Source organism: Shewanella sp. SP2S2-4 (genome assembly GCF_031932025.1).
GTDB classification, from domain to species: domain Bacteria; phylum Pseudomonadota; class Gammaproteobacteria; order Enterobacterales; family Shewanellaceae; genus Shewanella; species Shewanella baltica.
The window spans coordinates 146,038-172,041 of the sequence record NZ_JAUOER010000002.1 but is presented as its reverse complement, the minus strand read 5'-3'; the positions used below and the strand labels follow the sequence as shown (position 1 = coordinate 172,041).

Genomic DNA, 26,004 nt, shown 5'->3' with positions numbered 1-26,004 from the left:
AAGAATAAAGTGTGAGGGAGTTAACAAATTTAAAGCCTTAGATCACTATGGAGCCATGAGTGTTAGCCACCGAGTGAAGATTATGACGAAAGGAACAGAGTACATCGCTCGCAGAGCCGATGACACTGGGTTTATCCATTACCCACAAGAAGAACACGATATTTGGCGTCAGCTTTACGCCCGTCAAGCCGTTAATCTCCCTGGTCGTGCCTGCAAGGAATATCTGCAAGGGCTCGATGCCTTAGGGATGCCAAAGGATCGCATTCCGCAACTTGCCGAAATTGATGCGGTATTACAAGCGACCACTGGTTGGAAAACGGCGGCGGTCCCTGCGCTGATATCCTTCGGTCGTTTCTTTGAATTGCTGGCCAATAAAGAGTTTCCTGTGGCCACTTTTATTCGCCGCAAGGAAGAGTTTGATTACCTGCAAGAGCCAGATATCTTCCACGAGATTTTTGGTCACTGCCCTTTGCTCACCAACCCTTCATTTGCCAATTTCTCTCACATGTATGGGCAGTTAGGTTTACATGCCAGCAAAGAGGAAAGGGTATTTTTAGCGCGTTTGTACTGGTTTACGGTTGAGTTTGGTTTACTACAGCCTAAAGACGGTCCCTTATGTATTTATGGCGGCGGCATTTTAAGCTCACCCGGTGAAACCTTGTATGCAATGGAAAGTGACGCGCCAGAACGTCAACCTTTTGATTTATTGAATGTGCTGCGAACCCCATATCGCATCGACATTATGCAGCCGATTTATTATGTGATTGAGCACATTGATATGCTGGATGAAATTGCCAAGATGGATATTATGGCTTATGTCACTAAGGCCCGTCAGTTAGGTTTATTTGCCCCTAAGTTTCCGCCAAAAGCTAAGGCGAGTTAAGTCACGATTCGTTTGATGAGTTGACTCGTTATTTGGCTGGCGTCTAATTTAGCCATCTGATATTGAGTCATGCGATTTAAGCTATTAATAGAAAATGAGTAAAGTGCAACAGAATATCCCTACCAATGTTGCCAACAGGAGTATGTATGACAGCGTTATCGAATATGAAATGTGAAGCGTGCCAAGCCGACGCACCTAAAGTGACCGATGAAGAATTGGCCGAACTTATTCGTATGATCCCCGACTGGGGCGTGCAAGTACGTGACGGCGTAATGCAGCTTGAGCGTGTCTACAAGTTTAAAAACTTTAAACTGGCGATGGCATTCACGAATAAGCTGGCGGATTTAGCGGAAGAAGAATTCCATCATCCAGGCATTTTCACTGAATGGGGCAAAGTAACCGTCACTTGGTGGTCACATTCTATTAAGGGCCTACATAAGAATGACTTCATCATGGCCGCCAAGACAGACCAGTTATTGGTTTAGTTAATTCACCAATTTAATCAGCATCTTAACCTGTTTTTTGATGCTGATTTTTTCTTCCTGTTACAATTCAACTGTAAACTAGGCTTGCCACTTTCTGTTTAACCTTCTAACGTATACGGGCTCTGCTATTTCCCCTCATCGCTGACGTTTTCGTTAAGGTAACGACTTGCCTAGCAAGCGTCATTTTTGTTGTAAAGCTCAAGGCGAAAAATAGCTCTGCACGGTTTATCCCCAAAATTCGAATCAAAAAAGGGAATATCAGTCATTATGCGCTTGGAAGTCAGCTGTCAGGATCGTGTTGGTTTAGCCAAAGATATCTTAGTCGTGTTAGAGCGTTATGGTATTAATTTAATTGCCATTGATGCCAGTAACCAAGGTTTCCTGTACTTACAATTTGCCGAAATCAGTTTTGAAACCTTAAGTGCCTTGATGCCGCAGATCCGCAAAGTGGAAAGTGTCCACGATGTGCGTACTGTGTCGTTTATGCCCTCAGAGCAGGAACATTACGCCCTTAAAACCTTGCTCAAAACCTTACCCGACTCCGTTTTCTCCATCGATGCTAAAGCGCGTATCCGTATCGTTAACGAGTCTGCCTTGCTCAATATCGGCATGGGTGAGCACGAAGTGCTCGAAGAGTCGCTCAATCATTGGGTGCAAGGTTTTAACTTCAGCCGCTGGTTGAGTGAAAGCCAAGTCTTACCGCAAGCGGCGAGGGTACAAATTGGTCCTAACGAATATCTAGCCGAAATGCTGCCGATTTACCTGCCCGATGAGGATGAAAAAACCATCTTAGTTGGCGCTGTGGTGTCGCTAAAATCCCCCGCGCGGGTTGGAAAACAGTTTAACGCGCTGCAGAACCAAACCACTGGCTTTGAAAATGTATTAGCCAGTAGTGACAAAATGAAGGAAGTGCTAAAGCAAGCGCGGCGTATGGCCCAGCTCGATGCGCCTTTATTGATCACGGGTGAAACGGGTACTGGCAAAGAATTAATGGCCAGAGCCAGCCACGATGCCAGCATGCGCCGCGAGAAACCCTTTATTGCCATCAACTGCGCCGCTCTGCCCGACAGCGCCGCCGAAGAAGAATTATTCGGTTATGTCAGCCAAGGTAAAGTCGTTAAACGGGGTTTCTTTGAAGAAGCCAAGGGCGGCACAGTATTTCTCGATGAAGTAGCGGAAATGTCCAAGGCTGCCCAAGTTAAGCTGCTTCGGCTATTGCAAGATGGCACCTTTAGACGCATAGGCGGCGATGAAGAAGTCCGCGCCGATGTGCGAATTATCTGCTCAACCCAGAAGAATTTAGCTGAACTGTGCCAAACTGGTGAGTTTAGGGAAGATTTGTACTATCGCATCCATGTGCTGAGTTATCACATACCGTCACTGCGCGAGCGTAAGGTCGATATCATTCCACTGACGGAAATGTTCCTCGAACATTACAGCCAACAGTTGTCTAGCCCAGTGCGGCGGATTTCGGCTCAGTGCCGCGATCATTTGCTCACCTACGCTTGGCCAGGTAACGTACGCCAATTAAAGAACGCGGTATTTAGAGCTGTGTCTATGTGGGACGGTTCGGCTGAGTTGACGGTCGAACAATTAAAATTGCCGTCCTACGCCGAAGGTTTTGGTTACTTTGACAATGAGTTTGAAGGCAATCTCGACGATGCAATGAAGCAGTTTGAGGCGAGTCTGTTGCGCAGATTATATCCTGCCTATCCGAGCACTCGACAGTTAGCGAAAAAGCTCGGGGTGTCGCACACCGCTATTGCCAATAAGCTGCGTGAGTACAAGATAGCCAAGCGTCGTTAAGCCGAGCCTTGCTGGCTTGACGCGATAGATGTAACAGTTTCGTTCCACTTAGTTGCCGACTTTTCAGGCATATTGCTTACCGAGATATTGATAAGCGGCAACTAGGTTATAAACGTAATGATTAGTTTACGAAATGTGAAATAATTGACCTAAATGTGATTTTGGTCACGCTATAGGAATCTGCGCCAGCTTCGGGTATTTCTACGCGCAACAAATACGTTAAAGCAAGCAAAAGGGCATGCCTCTGTTGGCGCGGACTGCGTAACGTGTGTGCCCTTAATGAGTCAAAAAGTCCGATTAAAATCGCCGAATATAAGCTGGATGACGCCGCGCGTTTTCCAGCACAATAAAATTGTACGCCTAGCCTTAGAAGCACTGGAGCCAATATGAAACTTGCAAGTTATAACAATGGTCGCCGCGATGGTCAGTTGATGTTAGTTAGCCGCGATCTCACTAAAACGGTTGCCGTTCCTGCTATTGCCCACACTATGCAGCAATTACTCGACGGTTGGGATTTACTGAAACCGCAATTGCAAGAATTGTACGACGCGTTAAATGAAGGCATGTTAGATAACGCGCAAGCGTTTGACGAAGCTAAGTGTTTGTCGCCACTACCGCGTGCCTACCAATGGGCCGATGGCAGCGCTTATGTGAATCACGTTGAGCTAGTCCGTAAGGCTCGCGGCGCAGAAATGCCTGAAACCTTCTGGACAGATCCGCTGTTCTATCAAGGTGGTTCAGACAGTTTTATTGCCCCTAAAGCCGATATTCCACTGGCGAGTGAAGACTGGGGTATCGATTTCGAATCTGAAATCGCGATCATTACCGATGATGTGCCTATGGGGGTGAGCAGCGACAATGCGGCTAAGCATATTAAATTGTTGATGTTAGTGAACGATGTGTCACTGCGTAACTTAATCCCAGGTGAGTTGGCAAAAGGTTTTGGTTTCTTCCAATCTAAGCCATCGAGCAGTTTTTCACCTGTAGCAGTGACGCCGGATGAACTGGGCGCACGTTGGGAAGATTCTAAAGTGCATTTACCGCTGATCACCCATTTAAACGGTGAATTATTCGGTCGTCCGAATGCGGGCGTCGATATGACCTTTAATTTCAGCCAGTTAGTTTCACATGTTGCAAAAACCCGTCCATTGGGCGCTGGTGCGATTATTGGCTCAGGTACTATTTCTAACTATGACCGTAGCGCAGGCTCTAGCTGTTTAGCGGAAAAACGTATGTTAGAAGTGATTGCTGAAGGCAAAGCTACTACGCCATTTATGCGTTTTGGCGACACTGTGCGCATCGAAATGCTCGATGACAACGATGTAACGATTTTCGGTTCTATCGATCAAAAAGTGGTTGAATACAAAGCCTAAGGCTTTCCCTTAAAGGGCTACATCGACTCAAACTAACGGGGCTTAATTGCCCCGTTTTTATACAGACTTTTATAAGGACATGAAAATATGAAACTTTATGGTTATTGGCGCTCAAGCGCGGCGTACCGAGTTCGCATCGCCCTTAATCTTAAGGGGATTTCAGCCGAGCAGTTGTCTGTGCATCTTGTACGTGATGGCGGCGAGCAACATAAAGCGGCCTACAGTGCGCTTAATCCGCTGGAGTTAGTGCCAACCTTAACGTTGGATGATGAGCTGGATGCGGATGCATTGTCGCAATCCTTAGCCATTATCGAATATCTTGATGAGATACACCCTCAGTCACCATTATTGCCTGCATCGGCTCTTGAGCGTGCCCATGTGCGCGCCATGGCACTCACGGTAGCCTGTGAAATTCACCCATTAAACAATTTGCGGGTATTGCAGTATTTAACCCAAACCTTAGGGGTCGATGAAGCGGCTAAAAATACTTGGTATCACCACTGGGTCGCGAGTGGCTTTGCAGCCCTAGAAACCTTGTTGGTAAGGCACAGCGGTCGTTACTGCTTTGGGGATACAGTGACATTAGCCGACTTATGTTTAGTGCCGCAGGTGTATAACGCCCAGCGTTTTAATGTAGATTTAACGCCTTATCCCAATATCATGCGCGTGTGGGCTGAGTGTAATCAGCTTGAAGCCTTTGCCGATGCGGCCCCAGAGCGCCAAGCGGATGCGGTGTAACGAATCGCACTGATGAAGCGTTTACAAATAGAAAGAATGGATAATGAGGCTTGCTTTACGAGTCTTATCTCAGCGATGGGGTTTCAATGCTTTTCAGTAAAAAATGTCCGTATTGCAAAGGTAAACTCGGCGCTAAGGATGTGCCGATTAAGGAAGGACGCTGCTGCCACTGTGAACAGCCGATACTGTACAAACTCAATGTAATAAAATGGATGCTACTGTTCATGCCCATCTTTACGGTTAGCGTTAATTTTTTAGACAAAGATGTCTATGGGTTTTGGATTTATTTGGCGGTGATGGCACCTATTTATAGTCTCGTTTCTCTACTCTGTCATGGGGTCGTAAAGTGCTCAGAAACCGATGGATAAGTGGAGTAAGCGGAATGTCATTTCCGTGGTGTTTTCTGACATTGAAGCGGACGATTATGTTAAGAGTAATGTTATGAATAAAGTTATGGATGATGCTATGAGTGAAGCAGAACTAAAGCATCAATTACTCGAATGGATAGCTCAAGACTGCGAGCGGGTAAGGGCGCTTGAACTTGCGCTCCAATGCGCCAAAGTACACTCAATGCCGCAGTGGTGCCTTGCGGCGGGATTTGTCCGTAATCTAGTCTGGGATCGCTTGCACGGATTTGAGTTGAGTCCACTGAACGATATCGATCTGATCTATTTTTGCCCGTTAAATATTAGCCCCGAGCGGGATCAGGTAATTGAAACCTATCTTAATCAGCTTGCCCCTGAGTTACCTTGGTCGGTGAAGAATCAGGCGCGCATGCATGTTCGAAATCAAGACATGGCTTACACATCTTGTGTTGATGCGATGGCCCATTGGCCAGAACTTGAAACCGCAATCGGGGTAAGCTATCAAGCTGTCGATACAGAATCTGATAATCAGACTAAGACTGGGACTCAGACTTGTGTTGGGATGAAAAATCATCCCGCGTCTTACGATATTGAGCTGGTGGCTCCTTTTGGGCTTAACTCCCTGTTTGCACTCAAACTGAGCGCTAATCCAAAGCGATCATTAACCGTGTTTGATCACAGAGTCGAGACTAAGGGCTGGCTTACTCGGTATCCTTTGCTTGAGTGTTGCCGCACAAGCTGATTTTCTCATTCACCCACGTTATCTCACATTCACTCCTAAACCGACTCAAGCATCTGACTCAATTCGTCCCATGTAATTTAGCGACTCAATATAGCGATTCAATATAGTTACTCACTAATTTAGACCGCTAACAGTATGGGTATCATCCTTAAGCCGTTTGGGTTCGGCCGTTTTCTGCTTCTATTCTTCCTCATCTAGTCCCATAAATTTGAACTTAATGGCCAAATCCCCCTCAGCTAAGTGCTTTTTGTTGTTACTTAAATGTTTATTTTACTAATATTCTCTACCTCTTGCTGTAGTCATTAGTGATGACTAATAAAGAACTTAGCTCACAGAAAACAAAGGTGTACTGTCGATAAATGTTTGAATTTCGTGATTTAGATCCCATGGGTAGTACCTAGAAATGAGTATTGGCTATTCACTTTGATTTGGATCAATAAAGTGGTCGCGCTTCTCTGGCAGTGTAGGCGTCAATTGTTAAGGATGTAATTTAAAACAAAAACCTATGTTGTACATATGGAGTATGATGATGAACAAAAATACTGTTTCTACACTGATCGCTGCCACCCTTTTAGCTGCTGGTTTTTCTGCTTCTGTATCGGCTCACCAAGCAGGTGACATTATCGTTCGTGCGGGTGCCATCGTTGTCGCGCCAAACGAATCAAGCGATGATGTTGCTGGTAAAGGCGAGTTCCAAATCAGTAACGACACTCAACTGGGTTTGAACTTTGGTTATATGTTGACTGATAACTTTGGGGTAGAGCTATTAGCAGCAACGCCTTTTAGCCATGACGTTTCTTTGGGTGGGACTAAAATTGCTGAAACTAAGCAACTGCCGCCAACGCTAGTGGCACAGTACTATTTCGGTAATTCTCAATCAGTGGTTCGCCCTTACATTGGCGTCGGTGTTAATTACACTAATTTCTACGATAATGAGTTCACCAATGATCTAGGTGGTGCGTTAACCGACTTGAGCATGACCACGTCTTGGGGCTTAGCGGCACAAGCGGGTGTTGATTATCAGGTTAACAAAAACTGGTTAGTGAACGCTTCCGTGTGGTACGCGCAAATTAGCAGCGATGTGAAGTTTAAATTATCGGGTGACACTGTGGTTATTGGTACCGATATTGACCCATGGGTTTACATGGTCAGCGTAGGTTACACTTTCTAATCTACGGATCAGATAAGCGTAAAAAAGGAGCCTTAGGCTCCTTTTTCGTTTTTGCACTTTTTATCGCGCATGTTCCACTCAGGCTAAGCCGATTTAGCGCTTTGGCTTTTTAGCCTTCCAGTGACGAGTGTTATAGATAAATTCGGGTAATAATACGGTGAGCCAAGCGACGAGGCGCCAGCGTTTAGTCACATAGACGCGGCGTTTGCCTTGTTTCATTGCTTTGATGATTTGCGCTGCGACTTGTGGCAATGGTGCCAACCACATCGCACTTTGCTGCATGGCGGCTTTATCGAGTAAACCGAGTTGGATATCGGTAATCGTAATGGGCAACTTGAGGCGCTGGGCGTGCATACATAAGCCCTCAAGGTAATTCTGCCCAAAGGCTTTTGAGGCGTGATAGGCCACACTTGGGCCACCGCGCAAACCTGCGATAGAGTTTATTGCCGCCAGTTGTCCATAACCTTGCTCGCGAAATAGTCTAAATGCCGTATTGCAGATAGCGGCAAAACCTCGCACATTGACATCGATAATGTCTTGCTCTGGCAGCCAAGGCAGCTCAGGATCATAACTATTGAGGCCTGTATTGACTAAGACTAAGTGCGCACCGCCAAGACTCTGCCAGACGGATTCAAGTTGAGTGATGATGGCTTGAGGCTGTTCAATTTGAAGTGAAAATACTTGTACTTTTGTTGGCAAGGATAAGGCAAAATCGCGGAGTGATTCTGGATCTTGGGCGAATAAGACTAATTCAACCTGTTGATCTGCCAATTGCTTTGCAATTTCACGACTTAATTGTGAGCTAGCTCCCACAATTATTGCAGTTGCTTGGGTCATAGGTTTTTCGGCAACGAAATGGTGGCTTATGATAGGAAGATATGTTCGCCAAGACAAGATTTATAGCTTGGGCGTATGGACATCTAGAAGTCTTTATGTATGATTAGGAGAAACAAAATGAACAAATGGTTGCGTTTAAGCGCGTTGAGATTAACCGCTTTAGCATTAATGGCGCTAATGGGTGTGTTATCTGGTTGTGCGACACCCAATGCTATCGTGGAGATAAAAGGCGAGACCTTGTATCGCGAACGGATTGCTCTGCCCGCCGAGGCTAAGGTCGTAGTGCAACTGCTCGATGTATCAAAAATGGATGTGCCAGCCATAGTGATGGCGGAGCGCGTACAACAAGGTGCAGCAACACCCACGCCATTCAGTTTTGCGATTGGCAGCGATCAGTTCCAACCCGGGCACACTTATGCCATAGGTGCACGGATAATGCTCGGTGATAAGTTATTGTTTATTAATACTCAAGCCTATCACATTGACCTCAATTCGACTGAGCCAATGACGATACTGCTAGAGAAAGTCGGTGGCTAGTTAGCCCGCTCAGAAGTGAGCTGACATACGCGCCGAATCCGTTGGTATTTACGAACAGAAGAGGCGCGGTATGCCGGTTAGAATTCCAGATCATCTGCCCGCAGCAGAAGTGTTAGAGTCAGAAAATATTTTCGTTATGTCCGAGACGCGGGCGGCGAATCAAGATATCAGGCCGATGAAGGTGCTGATTTTGAACTTGATGCCGAACAAAATCGAGACAGAAACCCAGTTACTGCGCTTACTGGGCAACACGCCTTTACAAGTCGATGTGGATTTATTGCGCATTCACGACAAAGAATCCAAGCATACTTCCATCGATCACATGAATACTTTCTACCGTGACTTTGAAGCCGTGCGCCATAAAAATTACGACGGCCTTATCATCACAGGTGCGCCGCTTGGGCAAATCGATTTCGAAGATGTAGTTTATTGGGATCATATCCGTGAAATCATCGACTGGTCGCAAGAGCATGTCACCTCAGTGTTGTTTTTATGTTGGGCGGCCCATGCGGGTTTGTATCACCTCTATGGTTTAAATCGAAAAATATTGCAACAGAAGCGTTCTGGCGTATTCGTGCATCGCCGTACCTCTCAGCATTTCCCGCTACTGCGCGGTTTTGATGATGAATTTTTTGCGCCCCATTCCCGTTTTGCCGAAATGAATGTCGAAGAAATTAGACAGCATCCACAGCTACAATTATTGGCCGAGTCCGATGAGGCAGGGGCTTATTTGGTGTTGAGTCGTAACAATCGTAACTTGTTTGTGATGGGTCATCCTGAATATCAAAAGTCGACCTTAAACGAGGAATATCAGCGAGACTTAAGCCAAGGCTTAGACCCGAATGTGCCGCAGAATTATTATCGCAATGATGATCCTAAAGCCGACGCCATTGCCCGCTGGCACAGCCACGGTAGCTTGCTGGTGAGTAACTGGCTCAACTATTACGTCTATCAGTTAACCCCTTACGACTTAAGCGATATGACGGCGATGACACCGTGGGAGTCGCGTTAATTCACGCAGTTATTTCTGTGAGTTCTCGTCAGAATAGCGCTTAGTGCTTCAGTGCCTTATTGATTTAAGGCACTGTTTTTAAAGCACTGTGTTTTTAAGTAACTGTTTTAAGACACTGTTTTTTAAAGTCACTATGTTTTTGAAGCATTATGTTGATTGAATGCACTAAGCGTCCTGCGGTATATGATGACTTTTACCGCTTATAACTTAAATTGGGTCACTAATTTATCTAAGTGAACCGATAGTTTTTGTAAGTTTGCACTGGATGCCGTTAACTCGTCGGCAATCTCCGATGTCTCAGTCGTTAACTGATTAATTTCTTCGACGTTACGGCTTATCTCCGCTACCACCATAGACTGCTCTTCTGTTGCGGTGGCGACTTGAATGTTCATGTCGCTGATTTGGCTAATATGCGAAGTAATCAGGGTTAAGGAGTCATTGGCATCATCTGCCTGCTTGACGACCATACCGCTTTGTTCGTGACCCCGCTTGATGGCGGTGACTGTTTTGGACGATTGCTCCTGCAGCTTGTTAATCATTGTTTGAATTTCATCTGTCGATGACGCTGAACGACTGGCAAGGTTTCGGACTTCATCGGCGACGACGGCAAACCCTCGACCTGTCTCGCCAGCACGTGCAGCTTCAATGGCTGCGTTGAGTGCTAGCAAGTTAGTTTGTTCTGAAATGCTGCGTATGGTATCCAAAATACTGCCGATAGAATTGGTTTGCGTCGCGAGCGAAGTAATGTCAGTGCTGATGTGCTGAATTTCGATGGATAACGAGCTGACACCCTGGCGAGCTTTGGCGACCACACTCGCGCCATTATGCGCTTGATTATCTGCTTCTTTGGCGGCATTAGCCGCTTGGGTTGCGTTGCCAGCAATATTGTCCACTGTGGTGCCCATCTCATGGATTGCCGTTGCGATTTGCGTGGTGCGATCGCGCTCGTTAATACAATTTCTATGGGTTGCTTGGGCTTTGCTGGCGACATCGTTTGCCGTATGGGCGAGTTGGCGTGAGTTGTCAGCCACGGCTTCAATCGCATTACGTATCTTCAACACAAACTGATTAAAGTGCAGAGCAATATCACTGAGTTCGTCTTGGCCTTTTAACTCGATCATATTATGCAAATCAAGTTTGTCACTGGCAGAAGAAATATGCTGTTGTAACGATGCCACGCGAAGTCGTAGACGACGCAGCATCATAAAACCTAGAAATATTGAAATAATCAAAGCGATGGTTAAAACAACAAACATTTCCATGCGTGTTTCTTGGTAGTTTTTTTGACTGTCAACGAAGCTGGCGTTGCCTTGTTGTAGCAATGAGTCAAGAATGGCATCGGTACTCTTTCTCATTATGTTGTAGCTAGCTGCGAACTGGTTACGATAGATTTCTTGCGATTTTGCCACTTCCCCCTTTTCCATCGCTGTAAGCATAGGCGCGAGTTCGTCACTTTTGACTTTATCAAAGAGGTCGATCAACTTTTGTACTTCGGCACGGGTAATGGGGTTTACCTGAGCGTCACGGGCAGCTTTTAATGCCGCATCCATTTCTGGAATGTCCTCAGCACGGGTTTCTGTTACTCGGGTTAATACGCCTTTTTGATCCTTCATCGTCGGGATTTCTTGTAAGATAATAATATCAATGCCCACTCGCATACGAGGAATACGGGACGCAACTTCCGCCATCGACCGTAATGGCGCGCTGGTATTTTCGGCGAGTGTTTTAGTTTGATCTTGCATACCAGATAAGCCTTGAATGGCCGTTAAGCTGATTAAGATAAGAGCAATACAGGGAATAGCGATGACCCCGATAAACTGGGTCTTAAGCGTCATCTGATTTAGCATGTCTTTCCTTCCTACTTTTATTTAGGGTTATCTGGTTGGGATGTTTATGGTTAGATAATTTGGCATTATTAATATAGGAACAATAGCTTGAATTTTTATTCTTAAATTTCAGTACCCAGTTAAGGTATCCCACTTTGCACACTATGGATTTATGTAAGCGGGTCAATAACATGCTAACTGTGTAGTTGAGCATAGCGATTTTATAGATAACAACCAAATCCTTATGTCGATGTTATAACAGGTCTGTCCACTTGAACTGGTTTGGTCGTCAAGTTCATGTGTTCATTTCTTGATGGCGAGCATAAATCATTCGCTGCTAGGACGTTAAGTGACAACACGCCCTAGATATCACTCACTAATATTAAATTAGCTTAGCAAGGTTGGCTCAGCGTAATAAAAGCGCATGAGCTGGATAGGCTCTATCGTTTATGCTGAGCCAACATCCACTTTTTACTTCAACGGATTGGCTAGGATTGCGCATGCCTTTATATCTCAGTCATCACCGTGACCGCCTTATCGATACCGCCCCTTGTTGTTCTTCATCCCATTTTTACTGTAAATCCTTACTGACATTTTCCACTGATAAAATCTGCACATTAGACCAAGGAATACTTGCTTTACGTTCGCGTAAACGTCAGAGTGGTTTTATTGTCGATTTTATTAAACGTCCCGAGGCTGGTACTAGGCTTCGTGGTCAATTTAGGTTGGAGCCTTCATGAGTACTGAACAGTTAAATCAAGATATCGTTATCGTTGCTGCTAAACGCACCCCAATGGGCGGGTTTCAAGGCAACTTATCATCCGTAGCATCACCCATATTAGCCGCGACGGCCATTAAAGGCTTGTTAGCGGAAACACAATTGGCGGGTGAGCATGTCGATGAAGTCTTGATGGGCTGCGTATTACCCGCAGGTTTAGGTCAAGCGCCTGCGCGTCAGACAACTTTGGGTGCGGGATTACCCTTATCCGTTGGTGCGACCACAGTGAACAAGGTCTGTGGCTCAGGCATGAAGACGGTAATGTTAGCCCACGATTTGATTAAAGCGGGCAGTGCAAAAGTGGTGATTGCAGGCGGTATGGAAAGCATGAGCCAAGCGCCGTATTTACTCGATAAAGCCCGCGGCGGCATGCGCATGGGCCATGGTAAAGTGTTAGATCACATGTTTTTAGATGGTCTTGAAGATGCCTACACGGGCGGTGCTATGGGAACGTTCGCCCAGAAAACTGCCGATGAATTTGGTATCACCCGCGAGCAGATGGATGCTTTTGCCTTAAGCTCGCTTGAAAAAGCCAATGCCGCGATTAACTCGGGTGCCTTTAAAACCGAAATCACCCCCGTCACAGTCAGTGATCGTCGCGGTGATGTGACTATCGATACCGACGAGCAACCCGGTAATGCCCGCCCTGAAAAAATTCCTACGCTGCGCCCAGCCTTTTCCAAAGATGGCACTATCACAGCGGCAAACTCTAGCTCGATTTCCGATGGTGCAGCGGCATTGATGCTGACCTCACGCGGCGAAGCTGACCGTTTAGGCTTAACTGTATTAGCGACTATTAAAGGCCACACGACTCACGCCCAAGAGCCTTCATTGTTCACTACTGCACCGGTTGGCGCTATGGCGAAATTGCTGGCCAATGTCGGTTGGTCAACGGACGAGGTGGATTTATTCGAAATCAACGAAGCCTTCGCGATGGTGACTATGCTTGCTGTGTCTGAGCTAGGTTTAGATATCGCTAAGGTAAACGTTAATGGCGGCGCCTGTGCCTTAGGCCATCCGATTGGCTGCTCGGGTTCACGTTTGCTGGTGACCTTAATTCATGCTTTAAAAGCCCGCGGCCTGAAGCGCGGTGTTGCCTCGCTGTGTATCGGCGGTGGTGAAGCGACGGCGATGGCCATCGAGGTTTAATCGCAACAGTTTAGTTAAATCAACAAGACGGGGCTGGCAAGGGCAATCACTTCCCTTGAGGATAATCATAATATCGCACCGCCAGCCCATCACTCTACAAGGAAAGGATTGCAACATGACCACACAAGTAAAGCATTACATTGACGGTGAGTTTACCCAAGGTATGGGCACATCGCAGATTATTGTCACCAATCCCGCGAATAACTCGCCGATTGCCGTGATTAATGCTGCCACTAGCGAAGAAGTTCACGCAGCCATTGCTAGCGCCAAAGCCGCCTTCAAAACGTGGAAAGAAGTGCCAGTTTCTGAACGTGCGCGCGTCATGTTGCGTTATCAACATCTGCTAAAAGAACATCACGACGAACTTGCGACTATTCTTGCCCAAGAAACGGGTAAAACCTTCGAAGATGCCAAGGGCGATGTATGGCGCGGTATTGAAGTCGCTGAACACGCTTGTAACGTGGCGTCATTATTGATGGGCGAAACCGTTGAGAACGTCGCGCGTTCAATCGACACCTACAGCTACACTCAACCACTGGGTGTGTGTGCGGGTATTACGCCATTTAACTTCCCTGCGATGATCCCGTTATGGATGTTCCCACTGGCGATTGCCTGCGGTAACACCTTCATTTTAAAACCTTCAGAACAAGATCCTATGACGCCGCAGCGCCTTGTTGAACTGTTTGTTGAAGCGGGCGCACCTAAGGGCGTATTGCAATTAGTGCATGGCGACAAAACTGCCGTGGATATTCTGCTGGCAGACCCTGCGATTAAAGCCATTTCCTTCGTCGGTTCTGTGGCTGTGGGCCAGTATATTTATAAAACCGGTACCGATAATTTAAAACGCGTACAAGCCTTTGCGGGCGCAAAAAATCACTGCGTCATTATGCCTGATGCGAACAAACAGCAAGTGATCAATAACTTAGTTGGCGCTTCTGTGGGCGCGGCGGGTCAGCGCTGTATGGCGATTTCGGTTGCCGTGTTTGTTGGCGCAGCTAAAGAGTGGATCCCAGAACTCAAAGAAGCCTTAGCCAAGGTTCGCCCAGGTTTATGGGACGATAAAGAAGCAGGTTACGGCCCTGTCATAAGCCCTGCGGCTAAGGCACGCGTGCTCAAGCTTATCAAGCAGGGGATTGATGAAGGCGCCGAGTGTTTGCTCGATGGCAGCGACTTTACTGTGGAAGGTTATGAGTCAGGCAACTGGATTGGCCCAACCATGTTCAATAAAGTCTCCACAGAGATGAGCATCTATAAGGAAGAAATCTTCGGCCCTGTACTGTGTTGCATGGAGTCGGACTCCTTAGAAGCGGCCATCGAATTAGTCAATGCTAGCCCTTACGGCAACGGCACTTCTATCTTCACCGCCAGCGGCGCGGCGGCCCGTAAATATCAACACGAAATCGAAGTCGGCCAAGTGGGAATTAACGTACCTATTCCTGTGCCATTACCTTTCTTCTCATTTACTGGTTGGAAGGGCAGTTTCTACGGCGATCAACATGCTTACGGTAAGCAAGCGGTACGTTTCTATACCGAGACTAAGACCATCACTTCACGCTGGTTTGAGTCCGATATCGCCGTGGCGTCTACGCCAAACATGAGCATTAACTTGCGCTAAGCTCGTACGTCAAGCTCAGTGATTAATCGATAAACTACGGCGTCTTTACGGCGCCCAATTTATTAAATAAAAAAGTGACCACAGAGTCATAGGAGAGCCAAATGGATTTTAATTTCAACGATGACCAACGCCAGTTTGCCGATCTTGCGCGCCAGTTTGCCGCGGAAGAATTAACCCCTTTTGCCGCCAAGTGGGATGAAGAACATCATTTCCCCAAAGACGTGATCCAAAAAGCCGGTGAGCTGGGTTTTTGCTCGCTGTATTCGCCCGAATCTGAAGGCGGCATGGGCTTATCGCGCCTCGATGCGTCGATTATTTTTGAAGAGCTCGCCAAGGGCTGCACTGCGACCACGGCCATGCTGACCATTCACAATATGGCCACTTGGATGGTAACGACTTGGGGTACTGAAACCCTGCGTCAGACTTGGTCTGAGCCGTTAACCACAGGGCAAATGTTAGCGTCCTATTGCTTAACTGAGCCGGGCGCGGGATCAGATGCGGCATCTTTGCAAACCAAAGCGGTGCGCGACGGTGATGAGTATGTGATTTCAGGCTCTAAAATGTTTATCTCAGGTGCAGGTGCTACCGAGCTATTGGTAGTGATGTGCCGCACAGGCCAAGCTGGACCTAAGGGTATTTCTGCCATTGCCATTCCAGCAGATGCCGCTGGTGTTATCTATGGTAAGGCCGAAGATAAAATGGGCTGGAATGCCCAGCCGACACGTCAAATCACCTTTGAAAACGTGCGCGTGCCAGTAGCGAATTTGCTCGGTGAAGAAGGCCAAGGTTTTGCTTTCGCGATGAAAGGCTTAGACGGCGGTCGTATCAATATCGCGACCTGTTCAGTAGGCACTGCGCAAGCGGCGCTGGAACGTGCAACTCAGTATATGAATGAGCGTCAGCAATTTGGTAAACCTTTAGCGGCTTTCCAAGCACTACAATTTAAGCTCGCCGATATGGCAACTGAGTTAGTCGCAGCCCGCCAAATGGTGCGCCTTGCGGCCTTTAAACTCGACAGCAGCGATCCTGAAGCCACAGCCTATTGCGCCATGGCAAAACGTTTTGCCACCGATGTGGGCTTTCAAGTCTGTGATGCGGCGCTGCAAATTCATGGCGGATATGGTTATATAAGGGAGTACCCGCTGGAACGTCACTTCCGTGATGTGCGCGTACACCAAATTTTAGAAGGCACCAACGAAATTATGCGCTTAATTATCGCCCGTCGTTTACTCGATGAAAATGCAGGACAAATCCTCTAAGTCCACTCGCAAGAAGTGTGACTTATCGGTTGGCGATAACATAAAAGGAGTCTATACAGATGGAATATTTAGTAGAACGTATCGAAGGCCATACGGCCATTCTGACGATGAATAATCCACCGGCAAATACTTGGACCGCCGAGAGTTTGCAGGCGCTCAAAGCTAAAGTGCTTGAGCTGAACGCGAATAAAGAAATTTATGCCTTAGTGTTAACGGGCCAAGGGCAAAAGTTCTTCTCTGCCGGTGCCGATTTAAAGCTGTTTAGTGACGGCGACAAAGGCAATGCGGCGACGATGGCAAAGCACTTCGGTGAAGCCTTTGAAACCCTAAGTCAATTTCGCGGTGTATCGATTGCCGCGATTAACGGTTATGCCATGGGCGGCGGCTTAGAAGTCGCACTGGCCTGTGATATTCGCATCGCCGAAATTCAAGCTGTGATGGCATTGCCTGAAGCGACCGTGGGTTTATTACCTTGCGCAGGTGGCACTCAGAATCTGACCGCATTAGTCGGTGAAGGCTGGGCTAAGCGGATGATTTTATGCGGTGAGCGCGTCGATGCGACTCAGGCATTGAATCTGCGTTTAGTTGAAGAAGTAGTCGAAACGGGCGAAGCGCTCAATGCGGCAATTGCGTTGGCCGTAAAAGTCGCTAACCAAAGCCCAAGCAGCGTCACAGCGTGCAAGACACTCATTCAAGCGGGCCGCACTATGGCGCGTAGCCAAGCGCTGCCGATTGAGCGTGAATTATTTGTCGGGTTATTTGATACCGAAGATCAGGCCGAAGGCGTGAATGCGTTTTTGGGCAAACGTAAAGCTGATTGGAAGAACCGCTAATGACTAATGTAGTAGATAACGTAAATCAGGCCACGACCACGCAAAACGTGGTTTTTCAAACCTTAGCCACCGCGTCCGGTAAGTTGATTGGGGTGGTGACACTCAATGTGGAAAAAGCCCTCAACGCCTTAGATTTAGACATGGTGCGTGCTATGACGGCGCAGCTCAATCTATGGAAGAAAGACTCGCTTATCGCTTGTATCGTGTTAGATGGCAGCGGTGAAAAGGCCTTTTGTGCGGGTGGTGATGTGCGCGCCTTATACCATGCATCCATTGCCGCTAAAGGACAAGTGACTGAGGAGGCAAAGGTGTTCTTCGAAGAGGAATATCGCCTCGATTATCTACTGCATACCTTTGGCAAACCTGTGTTGGTGTGGGGCGACGGCATTGTGATGGGCGGCGGGCTCGGTTTGATGGCGGGCGCAAGCCACAGAGTCGTCACTGAAACTTCGCGCATTGCTATGCCTGAAGTGACGATTGGCCTGTACCCAGATGTGGGCGGCAGCTATTTCCTTAATCGTATGCAGGGCAAAATGGGACTGTTTTTAGGGCTCACTGCCTATCAACTTAATGCTGCCGATGCCTGTTATGTGGGTCTTGCCGATCATTACCTGAACCGTGATGACAAAGAACTGATGTTCGATGCCATGGCCACCTTAGATTGGAGCGATACACCGGCGCTTAATCATCAACGCTTAGATAGCATGATCAACGAGTTATCTAATCAAGTGGATATCCCTAAGGGCGAAAGTGTATTGGCGGACAGCCAAGATAATATCGACCGACTGATGGCGGGGAGTTTAGAGGATATTGTCACCCGTATGTCGACGTTAGCGTCGGAGGATGCTTGGTTAATGAAGGCGCGCGACACCTTCCTTGCTGGCAGTCCTATCAGCTGGCATCTGGTTAATATCCAATCACAACTAGGCACTAATTTAAGCCTAGCTGAATGTTTTAAATGGGAATTAACCGCCAGCGTTAACGTGTGTGCCCATGGTGATTTCTGCGAAGGGGTTCGCGCACTCTTGATTGATAAAGACAGACAACCCCAGTGGCGCTTTAAGGATGTTAACTCAGTGCCTACCGCCGTACTTGAGCAAATATTGACTTCCCCTTGGGGCGAGTCGCATCCCTTTAGCCAACTGAGCTAAGCGTTGAGTTGATTATGCATAGAGTTGGCTAAGCGTTGACTTGATTAGTACAGATTTGAATAGTGCTGAGTGTATAGGCTCAGCCAAGCTCGCTTTACTCTGTGATAACGACAGCATAATCAATGGACTAGCAGTATCACTACACTAAAAAAAGAACAGCACACAGGAGTGACAGCATGAGTACAGTAGCATTTATCGGTTTAGGTAATATGGGCGGCCCAATGGCGGCCAATTTATTAAAAGCGGGCATGACGGTTCGTGTATTTGATTTAGTCCCAGAAGCCATGCACAGCCTTGCCGAGCAAGGGGCTTTTGTTTCTAGCACGGCCTGCGGCGCGGCGGCGGGTGCCAATGTGGTGATCACTATGCTGCCTGCGGGCAAGCATGTGAAAAGTTTATATTTAGGCAATGGCACAGACAAAGGACTGCTCGAAGTGGTTGCGGGTGATACCTTACTGATCGATTGCTCGACCATAGATGCGCAAAGCGCGCAATTGGTAGCGGCCGAAGCGGCTAAAAGCGGCATAGAGTTTATGGATGCACCGGTTTCTGGCGGCACAGCAGGCGCGGCGGCGGGTACTTTAACCTTTATTTGTGGTGGTTCCGATAGCGCTTTTGAGCGGGGTCAGCCAGTGCTTAAAGCTATGGGTGTGAACATATTCCATGCTGGTGGCCCAGGTGCGGGACAAGTCGCTAAAATCTGCAATAACATGCTGTTATCTGTGTTGATGGTCGGCACTTCTGAGGCGTTGCAAATGGGCATTGACCATGGTCTCGATCCTAAAGTCTTGTCCGACATTATGAAGGTTAGCAGTGGTGGTAACTGGACCCTCGAAAAGTATAATCCATGCCCAGGTGTGATGGAGACTGTACCTTCTTCTAAGGGCTATCAGGGCGGCTTTATGGTAGATTTGATGGTTAAAGATCTCGGTCTGTCCCAAGAAGCCGCATTATTGAGCAACTCCAGCACGCCAATGGGCGCTTTAGCCCGCAGCTTGTATGTGAATCATGCAAGACAAGGCAACGGCCGCCGAGATTTTTCCAGTATTTTTGAACAATTTGCACAACTTAAAAAATAGACATAGTTAACAAGGGATAACCAGATGGATTTAAAAGATAAGGTTGTCGTCATTACTGGCGGCGCGGGTGGCTTAGGTCTAGCAATGGCGCAAAATTTTGCGCAGGCGGGTGCTAAGATAGCGCTTATCGACGTGGACCAAGAAAAACTCGAGCGAGCCTGTGCTGAGCTTGGATCGGACACTGAAGTTCAAGGTTATGCCTTAGACATTACCGACGAAGAAGACGTCGTGGCAGGTTTTGCCTATATTCTCGAAGATTTTGGCCAAGTGAACGTGTTAGTGAACAACGCCGGCATTCTGCGTGATGGCCTGTTAGTCAAAGCCAAAGACGGCAAAGTCACCGACCGTATGTCTTATGAGCAATTCCAATCTGTGATCAATGTGAACTTGACGGGCAGCTTCCTCTGCGGTCGTGAGGCGGCAGCGGCCATGATTGAATCCGGTCAAGCGGGCGTGATTGTCAACATCTCTAGCCTAGCGAAAGCGGGCAACATGGGTCAGTCGAACTATGCCGCCTCCAAAGCGGGCGTTGCGGCCATGTCTGTTGGCTGGGCGAAGGAATTAGCACGTTACAATATCCGTAGTGCCGCGGTTGCACCGGGCGTTATTGCTACTGAGATGACAGCGGCAATGAAACCTGAGGCGCTGGAGCGTTTAGAGAAGCTAGTGCCAGTAGGACGCTTGGGTCATGCCGACGAGATAGCCTCTACCGTACGCTTTATTATCGAGAACGACTATGTCAATGGTCGCGTGTTCGAAATCGATGGTGGTATCCGTCTATAATGGCGGTATCTTATTGATATTCATAAAAACCGAGCTGAGGCTCGGTTTTTTATTGCGTAAAGAAACATAGTGGTTTTTTAAACTCAGTCTTTGGATTTATTTAGATTTCACTGTTGGAGTTGACATTTAGTTGTTAACCTTCAACAATCGCCCTCCCGTTTTTTTACATAACTTTACATACATGTTTGTCGCATGTAATGGAGCTTAACATGCGGATGTCTTGGCAGGATAAAGCCCTCTGGCTTGAGAAAATCACTAAACGCATGATGTTAATCGTGGGTGTCCTAGGGTTGATTGTGATCTATTGCGGGTTCTTTTTTCTGCTCTTCAGTGGTCGCTCTGTGGCCGTGATCCCGTGGTTTTTCCTTATCTCACCTTGGGTGTGTATTTATTTTGGCTTAACGCAAGTACAGCAAGTGCAAGTGGTAAATTGGTTCTTAAAAAAATTTAAAAAATAACCAATTTCTGCAAGTTCCTATTTTGTTTCGGTTTGTGCAGTTGGCAAACATTGGGGAGAAACAATGAAGTTACATGGATATTTATGGGTGCTAGGGAGTTTGTTTTGTTTGGGGGCTTGCGAGCGCTCGAACAAAGAAACACCGCATCTTAGTGATAATGGTGGGCGTATTGTTGCGCCCTATGGCAGTTGGCTGTCTCCCTTATCGGCGAATGATGTATTTGAACAGGCCGATAATGTCGCCGAGTTACAAAGCGTAGATGGGGCGATTTATTTCTCTGAATCTGATGGTGATAAGCAAGGCCAAGTAGGGATTAAGCGTCTCGATAAAAAGGGCAATATCGCCGACGTCGTGCCGCCAAGCTTTAATGTTAAATCCGCCGTCCATGAATACGGCGGCGCCGCCTTTTTAGGGATAGGCCAGAGTTTGTTTGCCACTAAGGCACAGGATCAACTGTTTTATCGTTTCGCCCCTAATCAACCTCCACTGCCGTTAACGCCTAATGGCACCCGTCATGCCGACTGTATCGCTTATCCTAAAGGGTCGCGGATTATCTGTGTGCGCGAGGATCATCGCCAGCCCGGTGAGCCCAAGGCGAGTCTAGTAACAATCAATCTTAACTTTGCTGGTGAAGGCGATACCTTTGTCTCGGGGCATGACTTTATTTCTTCGCCTGCCATCTCGCCCGATAACAGCCAACTGGCGTGGACCACGTGGGAACATCCCTATATGCCATGGGATAACAGTATTCTCTGGCTTGGCGATCTCGACCGCAAAGGGCAACTGCACAATATTCGTAAGGTCAACACGCCTACGGATTCTTCCGTGACGCAGCCATTATTCAGCCCTGATGGACAATTATATGTCGTGTCGGATATCAGTAACTGGTGGAATATCTATCGAGTCACGGCACAAAATACCTTAGCCCCAGTGCTGAACAAAAAAGCCGAGTTTGCCGTGGCAGATTGGTATTTAGGCAATCACAACTACGCCTTCGAATCCGAAAAAACCATCATTGCCAGTTATATGCTTGGCAGTCAGGCGGCGTTAATTCGGCTGCATTTGGATTCGGGTTTGACCGAGTCCTTAGCCGTGGATTTCGGCGAAATCACCCAAGTGATCAGGGGCGAAGATGCCGTCTATTTTGTTGGCGCTAAGGCAACGCCAGAGAAAGGTATTTATAAAGTCATCGGCCGTGGCACTGAGTTGGTGTATACGCCTAACTTACCAAAGCTTGATCCCAATTATATTTCCCGGGCAAAAAATATTACCTTTAAAACCGGCGTTAACCAGCAAGCCTACGGTTATTTTTATGGGCCGGTTAACCCCAACTATACAGCGCCCCATGATACCCGCCCGCCGCTGATAGTGATGTTGCACGGCGGCCCAACGGCGCGGGCGAGTCTGGCTTATCGCAGTGACATTCAATTTTGGACCAGCCGTGGCTTTGCGGTGCTCGATGTTAATTTTCGCGGTAGCAGTGGTTTTGGCCGCGCCTATCGTCAGAGTATTTACGGAAAATGGGGCCAGGCAGATGTGGAAGATGCGGTCAATGCGGCCCGTTATTTGGTTGATAAAGGTTGGGTTGATGGACAAAAACTGGCGATTCGAGGCGTAAGCGCAGGCGGGTTAACTGTGATGTCGTCCTTGGCTTTTTATGATGTGTTTCAAGCGGGTGTCAGTTACGCGGGGATCAGTGATTTTGAACAGCTAGCCAAGAGTACCCATAAGTTTGAGACTGGGTATTTAGATCAACTCATTGGGCCTTATGCGAATAATCAAGCCCGATATAGGGAGCTGTCGCCGCTGTATCATCTTGAAGGCTTGAATGAGCCCTTGTTAATTTTTCAAGGTCTGCGGGATCAAATTGTGCCACCACAGCAGTCGCGAAAAATTTATGAGGCGTTAAAAGTCAGAGGTGTGCCAACGGCTTATATCGCCTATCAAGATGAGCCACACGGAGGTTGGAAACCCGAACACAGGGCCGCAGGATTAGAGACCGAACTCGCATTTTATGGCCAAGTGTTTAATTTCATTCCCGCGGGCAAATTGGCCACACTGGTGCTGGATAATGCTGCGGCGTTAAAGCCGCCCGTCTTGAAAGGTCATCCCCGCGCAACTCGTGGTTATTGATCTTACTTGTCGTTATTACTTCAGGTTTTTAGCGCAACACTCAGAGCCTGCATCGTGCAGGCTTTGGTCTTTTTGGCACTTGTCATCGTCAGTATCGTGGTCCTCGTGGCTCAGGCTGTCGATAATGGCGCAGTGAGGTTGTTCGCCGCCTTGGCATAGGGTCACCATGTGGTGTAATTGCGCCCTAAGCTGTTGCAACTTATTAATTTGCTCTTCGACATAGGCAAGGTGAGTTTGGGTAAGCTGTTTAACGTCCTCGGCATTACGGCTTTCATTGCCCTTAAGGCCAAGCAAGGATTTGCAATCTTCTAGACTAAAACCTAAGTCGCGACATTGATGCACAAACTTAAGCGCTTCAATATCTTGATGGCGATAAACCCGATAACCTGCCTCATTGCGCTCGCCGCACACTAAGCCAATATCATGGTAATAACGGATACTCTTAACGCTCAAGCCCGTTTGCTTCGCCACTTCGCCTATCTTCATCTTGACCTCTTCTTTGAGTAACTGAATGGTCTTACCCATTTCGCCCAGCAATTAATTGTCGATGTGATCACATTGAGCAAATTCATCCTTGACTCTCCCGCAATGGGAGACTTTATCTTAGACCTATAGTGTAAAACATCAAGTGAGGGATCTCCCATGTCTATGACCAGACTCTATGTCGCCAATATGAATTGTGCTGGCTGCGTTGCGAAAATTGAAAAGGCGTTTGCCGCCCAAGCGGGCGTCGAAGCGCGTGTGAATCTCGCCGATAAACAAGTGACGGTAGAAGGCAAGATGAGCGCCGATACTGCCTTAACTGTGATGGAAAATGCAGGTTATCCGGCGCAGATAGTAGTGGATGCAAAAGTCGCCGCCGAAGAAAAACGCCTAGAAGATGCCACTGAGTATCGGCTGCGGATGCGCCAAGCCATAGCCGCGCTCGTTGTGGGCGTGCCCATGATGCTGTGGGGATTATTGGGCGGCGAGATGATGATCAACAGTCCAGCGATGCAGCTTGGCTGGGGCATTATGGGACTGGTCACCTTGGCCTTGCTTGTCACTACGGGCGGACATTTCTATCAAGGCATGTGGCGGGCACTCAAGGCCAACACCACTAACATGGATACGCTGATTGTGCTGGGCACTAGTACCGCATGGGCTTATTCCATGCTGGTGGTCATTATGCCGAGCGCATTCCCTATGGATACCCGCCATGTGTACTTTGAGGCGAGTGTGATGATTCTAGGTTTGATTAACTTAGGTCACGGACTCGAGCTTAAAGCGCGGGGCAAAACCAGTGAAGCGGTGCAGCGATTACTTGGATTGCAATCCACCACTGCGATTCGGATCACGGATAAAGGCGATGAAAAGGTTGAGATAAGTCAGTTGAAACTGGGCGATAAGCTGCGTTTGCGCCCCGGTGACCGAGTTGCCCTCGATGGTGAGGTCGAAACAGGGCAATCCCTACTCGATGAAGCCATGCTCACTGGTGAGCCTATTCCTGTCCTTAAAAATCGGGGAGATAGTCTGAGCGCGGGCACAGTCAATGGCAACGGCAGCTTAGTTTACCGAGTAACAGCGGGGCAAGAAGACACCAAACTCGCCAAAATCATTGCACTGGTGCAGCAAGCGCAAACGTCAAAATTGCCCATAGGTCGATTGGCTGACAGAATCTCAGCGGTATTTGTCCCGACTGTGGTGGCGATAGCGCTGTTGGCAGCGGCAATTTGGTATTTTGTGGGGCCAGCACCCGCCTTAAGCCATGCATTAGTCGTGCTGACGAGCGTGCTGATCATAGCGTGCCCCTGTGCGCTGGGGTTGGCGACACCTATGTCTATTATGGTGGCCGTTGGCCGCGCCGCCCAAATGGGCGTGTTAGTCAAAAATGGTGAGGCCTTGCAAACCGCCAGTAAAGTCGATTGTGTGGTACTGGATAAAACCGGCACTGTCACCTTAGGCAAGCCGCAAGTCACTGATTTTAATTTAGTGCAAACGCTGAGTGATGCCGATAAAGAAGCTTTGCTGGGTGAAATTGCGAGCCTTGAGCAGCACTCTGAGCATCCGTTAGCGGGGGCGATTGTCAGTTATGCCAAGGGATCCCTGTTACAATTACCCGACACACAGGCATTTACGAACCATCAAGGTAAGGGGATTGAGGGCAAGGTCGATGGCGTATCGCTGGCGATTGGTAATCTCGCCTTGATGACGGCATTAGATATTGTCAATTCCGATGGTAGCGCCTTAGATCCAAAAGCGACATTAAGCTTTGCAAACCAAGGTAAAACTCCGATTTATGTCGCCAAAGCGGGCAAGCTAGTGGCTGCTATTGCGCTTGCCGATCCGATTAAACCCGATGCTAAAGACGCCATCGCGGCCATGTTGCAAAGGGGTATTCGCGTGGTGCTGTTAACGGGGGATAACCCACAAACGGCGCAGGCGGTGGCCGACCAAGTGGGCATTACCGAAGTGATTGCCGGCGTACTCCCCGAGCAAAAACAACAGCATGTGCTGGATTTGCAAAAGCAAGGACATGTGGTGGCTATGGTAGGGGATGGCATTAACGATGCGCCCGCCCTGATGAGCGCCGATGTGGGGATTGCTATGGGATCGGGCACTGAGGTGGCGATTGAAAGTGCGGATATCACCTTACTGTCGCAGCAGTTGATAGTGATTGCTAACTTATTGGCATTGTCGCGGGCGACGATTACCAATATTAAGCAGAATCTGTTTGGCGCCTTTGTGTATAACAGCTTAGGCATACCGGTTGCGGCTGGCGTGCTTTATCCACTCACGGGCATGTTATTAAGCCCTGTGATCGCAGGTGCCGCCATGGCCTTGTCTTCACTCACTGTAGTGACGAACGCCAACCGCTTAAGACGGCAGAAGTTATAAGCTGTCGATACCTAAGCTAACTCAAAATGTTGAATTTGTATGTTGAGTTAGCTTAGGGCTATGTCTACATAAGCCTTTAGCGTCGGCAAGCTTTGCGACGCTAAAGGTCATCAG

Annotated in this window: 23 protein-coding genes; 19 read left to right on the top strand and 4 right to left on the bottom strand. The window is 47.8% G+C overall.

What is annotated here, in order from left to right; all coding sequences use genetic code 11:
• Positions 1–82: 82 nt before the first annotated feature.
• The 5 genes from phhA (at position 83) to maiA (ending at position 5,285) form a co-directional block, all read left to right on the top strand.
• The gene (gene phhA, locus Q4Q54_RS02620) at positions 83–883 is read left to right on the top strand and encodes a phenylalanine 4-monooxygenase (protein ID WP_220592490.1); all 801 of its coding nucleotides are present in this window, start codon (positions 83–85) and stop codon (positions 881–883) included.
• A gap of 146 nt (positions 884–1,029) precedes the next feature.
• A complete protein-coding gene (locus tag Q4Q54_RS02615; RefSeq protein WP_006081014.1) occupies positions 1,030–1,368 on the top strand; it encodes a 4a-hydroxytetrahydrobiopterin dehydratase in 339 nt (112 codons plus the stop codon).
• Between the two features lie 267 nt (positions 1,369–1,635).
• Entirely contained in the window at positions 1,636–3,174 is a 1,539-nt protein-coding gene (gene tyrR / locus Q4Q54_RS02610) for a transcriptional regulator TyrR (RefSeq protein WP_006085271.1), read from the top strand.
• Between the two features lie 386 nt (positions 3,175–3,560).
• Positions 3,561–4,547 (top strand): fumarylacetoacetate hydrolase family protein, encoded by a 987-nt coding sequence (locus tag Q4Q54_RS02605; RefSeq protein ID WP_006085272.1) that lies wholly within the window; start codon positions 3,561–3,563, stop codon positions 4,545–4,547.
• Positions 4,548–4,634: 87 nt separating this feature from the next.
• Positions 4,635–5,285 (top strand): maleylacetoacetate isomerase, encoded by a 651-nt coding sequence (gene maiA, locus Q4Q54_RS02600; protein ID WP_259563243.1) that lies wholly within the window; start codon positions 4,635–4,637, stop codon positions 5,283–5,285.
• A gap of 64 nt (positions 5,286–5,349) precedes the next feature.
• Here the strand turns inward: maiA and Q4Q54_RS02595 are convergent, their stop codons facing one another.
• The gene (locus tag Q4Q54_RS02595; RefSeq protein ID WP_283629638.1) at positions 5,350–5,511 is read right to left on the bottom strand and encodes a hypothetical protein; all 162 of its coding nucleotides are present in this window, start codon (positions 5,509–5,511) and stop codon (positions 5,350–5,352) included.
• A 215-nt stretch (positions 5,512–5,726) separates the two neighbouring features.
• Here Q4Q54_RS02595 and Q4Q54_RS02590 point away from each other — a divergent pair, with 215 nt between their 5' ends.
• Together Q4Q54_RS02590 and ompW are read left to right on the top strand one after the other, a co-directional pair.
• Entirely contained in the window at positions 5,727–6,392 is a 666-nt protein-coding gene (locus Q4Q54_RS02590; RefSeq protein WP_311987607.1) for a nucleotidyltransferase family protein, read from the top strand.
• 526 nt (positions 6,393–6,918) lie between these two features.
• Positions 6,919–7,563: an outer membrane protein OmpW gene (gene ompW, locus Q4Q54_RS02585; protein ID WP_283629636.1), complete on the top strand. Its 645-nt coding sequence runs from the start codon at positions 6,919–6,921 to the stop codon at positions 7,561–7,563.
• Between the two features lie 93 nt (positions 7,564–7,656).
• Here ompW and Q4Q54_RS02580 read toward each other — a convergent pair whose 3' ends face one another.
• Positions 7,657–8,400, bottom strand: a complete 744-nt coding sequence (locus Q4Q54_RS02580) for an SDR family NAD(P)-dependent oxidoreductase (RefSeq protein WP_006081021.1) — start codon at positions 8,398–8,400, stop codon at positions 7,657–7,659.
• 117 nt (positions 8,401–8,517) lie between these two features.
• On the opposite strand from Q4Q54_RS02580, the gene Q4Q54_RS02575 reads away from it, so the two are divergent.
• Both Q4Q54_RS02575 and metA read left to right on the top strand, forming a co-directional pair.
• Positions 8,518–8,937, top strand: a complete 420-nt coding sequence (locus Q4Q54_RS02575) for a YbaY family lipoprotein (protein ID WP_006081022.1) — start codon at positions 8,518–8,520, stop codon at positions 8,935–8,937.
• 70 nt (positions 8,938–9,007) lie between these two features.
• Positions 9,008–9,949: a homoserine O-succinyltransferase gene (metA, locus tag Q4Q54_RS02570; protein WP_311987603.1), complete on the top strand. Its 942-nt coding sequence runs from the start codon at positions 9,008–9,010 to the stop codon at positions 9,947–9,949.
• A gap of 200 nt (positions 9,950–10,149) precedes the next feature.
• Here metA and Q4Q54_RS02565 read toward each other — a convergent pair whose 3' ends face one another.
• The gene (locus Q4Q54_RS02565; protein WP_063883215.1) at positions 10,150–11,796 is read right to left on the bottom strand and encodes a methyl-accepting chemotaxis protein; all 1,647 of its coding nucleotides are present in this window, start codon (positions 11,794–11,796) and stop codon (positions 10,150–10,152) included.
• A 715-nt stretch (positions 11,797–12,511) separates the two neighbouring features.
• On the opposite strand from Q4Q54_RS02565, the gene Q4Q54_RS02560 reads away from it, so the two are divergent.
• From Q4Q54_RS02560 to Q4Q54_RS02520, 9 genes are all read left to right on the top strand, one after another.
• A complete protein-coding gene (locus Q4Q54_RS02560; protein ID WP_311987601.1) occupies positions 12,512–13,702 on the top strand; it encodes an acetyl-CoA C-acyltransferase in 1,191 nt (396 codons plus the stop codon).
• Positions 13,703–13,817: 115 nt separating this feature from the next.
• Positions 13,818–15,317 (top strand): CoA-acylating methylmalonate-semialdehyde dehydrogenase, encoded by a 1,500-nt coding sequence (locus Q4Q54_RS02555; RefSeq protein ID WP_311987600.1) that lies wholly within the window; start codon positions 13,818–13,820, stop codon positions 15,315–15,317.
• Positions 15,318–15,418: 101 nt separating this feature from the next.
• Positions 15,419–16,576: an acyl-CoA dehydrogenase family protein gene (locus tag Q4Q54_RS02550; protein ID WP_006081028.1), complete on the top strand. Its 1,158-nt coding sequence runs from the start codon at positions 15,419–15,421 to the stop codon at positions 16,574–16,576.
• 59 nt (positions 16,577–16,635) lie between these two features.
• Positions 16,636–17,409, top strand: coding sequence for an enoyl-CoA hydratase (locus tag Q4Q54_RS02545; protein ID WP_006081029.1), 774 nt, complete (start codon positions 16,636–16,638; stop codon positions 17,407–17,409).
• Positions 17,409–18,560, top strand: a complete 1,152-nt coding sequence (locus Q4Q54_RS02540) for an enoyl-CoA hydratase/isomerase family protein (protein ID WP_311987597.1) — start codon at positions 17,409–17,411, stop codon at positions 18,558–18,560. The genes Q4Q54_RS02545 and Q4Q54_RS02540 overlap by 1 nt, the downstream gene beginning before the upstream one ends.
• A 176-nt stretch (positions 18,561–18,736) precedes the next feature.
• Complete coding sequence (mmsB, locus tag Q4Q54_RS02535) at positions 18,737–19,639, top strand: 3-hydroxyisobutyrate dehydrogenase (RefSeq protein WP_006085281.1); 903 nt, start codon at positions 18,737–18,739, stop codon at positions 19,637–19,639.
• Between the two features lie 24 nt (positions 19,640–19,663).
• Complete coding sequence (locus Q4Q54_RS02530) at positions 19,664–20,422, top strand: SDR family oxidoreductase (protein WP_006081032.1); 759 nt, start codon at positions 19,664–19,666, stop codon at positions 20,420–20,422.
• Between the two features lie 215 nt (positions 20,423–20,637).
• Positions 20,638–20,880 (top strand): hypothetical protein, encoded by a 243-nt coding sequence (locus Q4Q54_RS02525; RefSeq protein WP_006081033.1) that lies wholly within the window; start codon positions 20,638–20,640, stop codon positions 20,878–20,880.
• A gap of 63 nt (positions 20,881–20,943) precedes the next feature.
• Positions 20,944–23,013 (top strand): prolyl oligopeptidase family serine peptidase, encoded by a 2,070-nt coding sequence (locus Q4Q54_RS02520; protein WP_311987596.1) that lies wholly within the window; start codon positions 20,944–20,946, stop codon positions 23,011–23,013.
• A 15-nt stretch (positions 23,014–23,028) separates the two neighbouring features.
• Here the strand turns inward: Q4Q54_RS02520 and Q4Q54_RS02515 are convergent, their stop codons facing one another.
• Complete coding sequence (locus Q4Q54_RS02515) at positions 23,029–23,499, bottom strand: MerR family DNA-binding protein (protein WP_106651800.1); 471 nt, start codon at positions 23,497–23,499, stop codon at positions 23,029–23,031.
• A gap of 156 nt (positions 23,500–23,655) precedes the next feature.
• Here Q4Q54_RS02515 and Q4Q54_RS02510 point away from each other — a divergent pair, with 156 nt between their 5' ends.
• Positions 23,656–25,890, top strand: coding sequence for a heavy metal translocating P-type ATPase (locus Q4Q54_RS02510; RefSeq protein ID WP_311987594.1), 2,235 nt, complete (start codon positions 23,656–23,658; stop codon positions 25,888–25,890).
• The last annotated feature ends 114 nt before the right edge of the window (positions 25,891–26,004 follow it).

What these genes read in the sequence shown, in the direction of transcription:
- Q4Q54_RS02540 (WP_311987597.1), top strand. Translation starts at nt 17,409, where the DNA reads ATGACTAATGTAGTAGATAACGTAAATCAGGCCACGACCACGCAAAAC.
- maiA (WP_259563243.1), top strand. Translation starts at nt 4,635, where the DNA reads ATGAAACTTTATGGTTATTGGCGCTCAAGCGCGGCGTACCGAGTTCGC.
- Q4Q54_RS02560 (WP_311987601.1), top strand. Translation starts at nt 12,512, where the DNA reads ATGAGTACTGAACAGTTAAATCAAGATATCGTTATCGTTGCTGCTAAA.
- Q4Q54_RS02580 (WP_006081021.1), bottom strand. Translation starts at nt 8,400, where the DNA reads ATGACCCAAGCAACTGCAATAATTGTGGGAGCTAGCTCACAATTAAGT.
- tyrR (WP_006085271.1), top strand. Translation starts at nt 1,636, where the DNA reads ATGCGCTTGGAAGTCAGCTGTCAGGATCGTGTTGGTTTAGCCAAAGAT.
- Q4Q54_RS02590 (WP_311987607.1), top strand. Translation starts at nt 5,727, where the DNA reads ATGAATAAAGTTATGGATGATGCTATGAGTGAAGCAGAACTAAAGCAT.
- Q4Q54_RS02595 (WP_283629638.1), bottom strand. Translation starts at nt 5,511, where the DNA reads ATGAACAGTAGCATCCATTTTATTACATTGAGTTTGTACAGTATCGGC.
- Q4Q54_RS02565 (WP_063883215.1), bottom strand. Translation starts at nt 11,796, where the DNA reads ATGCTAAATCAGATGACGCTTAAGACCCAGTTTATCGGGGTCATCGCT.
- Q4Q54_RS02575 (WP_006081022.1), top strand. Translation starts at nt 8,518, where the DNA reads ATGAACAAATGGTTGCGTTTAAGCGCGTTGAGATTAACCGCTTTAGCA.
- Q4Q54_RS02555 (WP_311987600.1), top strand. Translation starts at nt 13,818, where the DNA reads ATGACCACACAAGTAAAGCATTACATTGACGGTGAGTTTACCCAAGGT.
- metA (WP_311987603.1), top strand. Translation starts at nt 9,008, where the DNA reads ATGCCGGTTAGAATTCCAGATCATCTGCCCGCAGCAGAAGTGTTAGAG.
- Q4Q54_RS02605 (WP_006085272.1), top strand. Translation starts at nt 3,561, where the DNA reads ATGAAACTTGCAAGTTATAACAATGGTCGCCGCGATGGTCAGTTGATG.
- Q4Q54_RS02550 (WP_006081028.1), top strand. Translation starts at nt 15,419, where the DNA reads ATGGATTTTAATTTCAACGATGACCAACGCCAGTTTGCCGATCTTGCG.
- Q4Q54_RS02525 (WP_006081033.1), top strand. Translation starts at nt 20,638, where the DNA reads ATGTCTTGGCAGGATAAAGCCCTCTGGCTTGAGAAAATCACTAAACGC.
- Q4Q54_RS02520 (WP_311987596.1), top strand. Translation starts at nt 20,944, where the DNA reads ATGAAGTTACATGGATATTTATGGGTGCTAGGGAGTTTGTTTTGTTTG.
- Q4Q54_RS02530 (WP_006081032.1), top strand. Translation starts at nt 19,664, where the DNA reads ATGGATTTAAAAGATAAGGTTGTCGTCATTACTGGCGGCGCGGGTGGC.
- phhA (WP_220592490.1), top strand. Translation starts at nt 83, where the DNA reads ATGACGAAAGGAACAGAGTACATCGCTCGCAGAGCCGATGACACTGGG.
- mmsB (WP_006085281.1), top strand. Translation starts at nt 18,737, where the DNA reads ATGAGTACAGTAGCATTTATCGGTTTAGGTAATATGGGCGGCCCAATG.
- ompW (WP_283629636.1), top strand. Translation starts at nt 6,919, where the DNA reads ATGATGAACAAAAATACTGTTTCTACACTGATCGCTGCCACCCTTTTA.
- Q4Q54_RS02515 (WP_106651800.1), bottom strand. Translation starts at nt 23,499, where the DNA reads ATGAAGATAGGCGAAGTGGCGAAGCAAACGGGCTTGAGCGTTAAGAGT.
- Q4Q54_RS02545 (WP_006081029.1), top strand. Translation starts at nt 16,636, where the DNA reads ATGGAATATTTAGTAGAACGTATCGAAGGCCATACGGCCATTCTGACG.
- Q4Q54_RS02510 (WP_311987594.1), top strand. Translation starts at nt 23,656, where the DNA reads ATGTCTATGACCAGACTCTATGTCGCCAATATGAATTGTGCTGGCTGC.
- Q4Q54_RS02615 (WP_006081014.1), top strand. Translation starts at nt 1,030, where the DNA reads ATGACAGCGTTATCGAATATGAAATGTGAAGCGTGCCAAGCCGACGCA.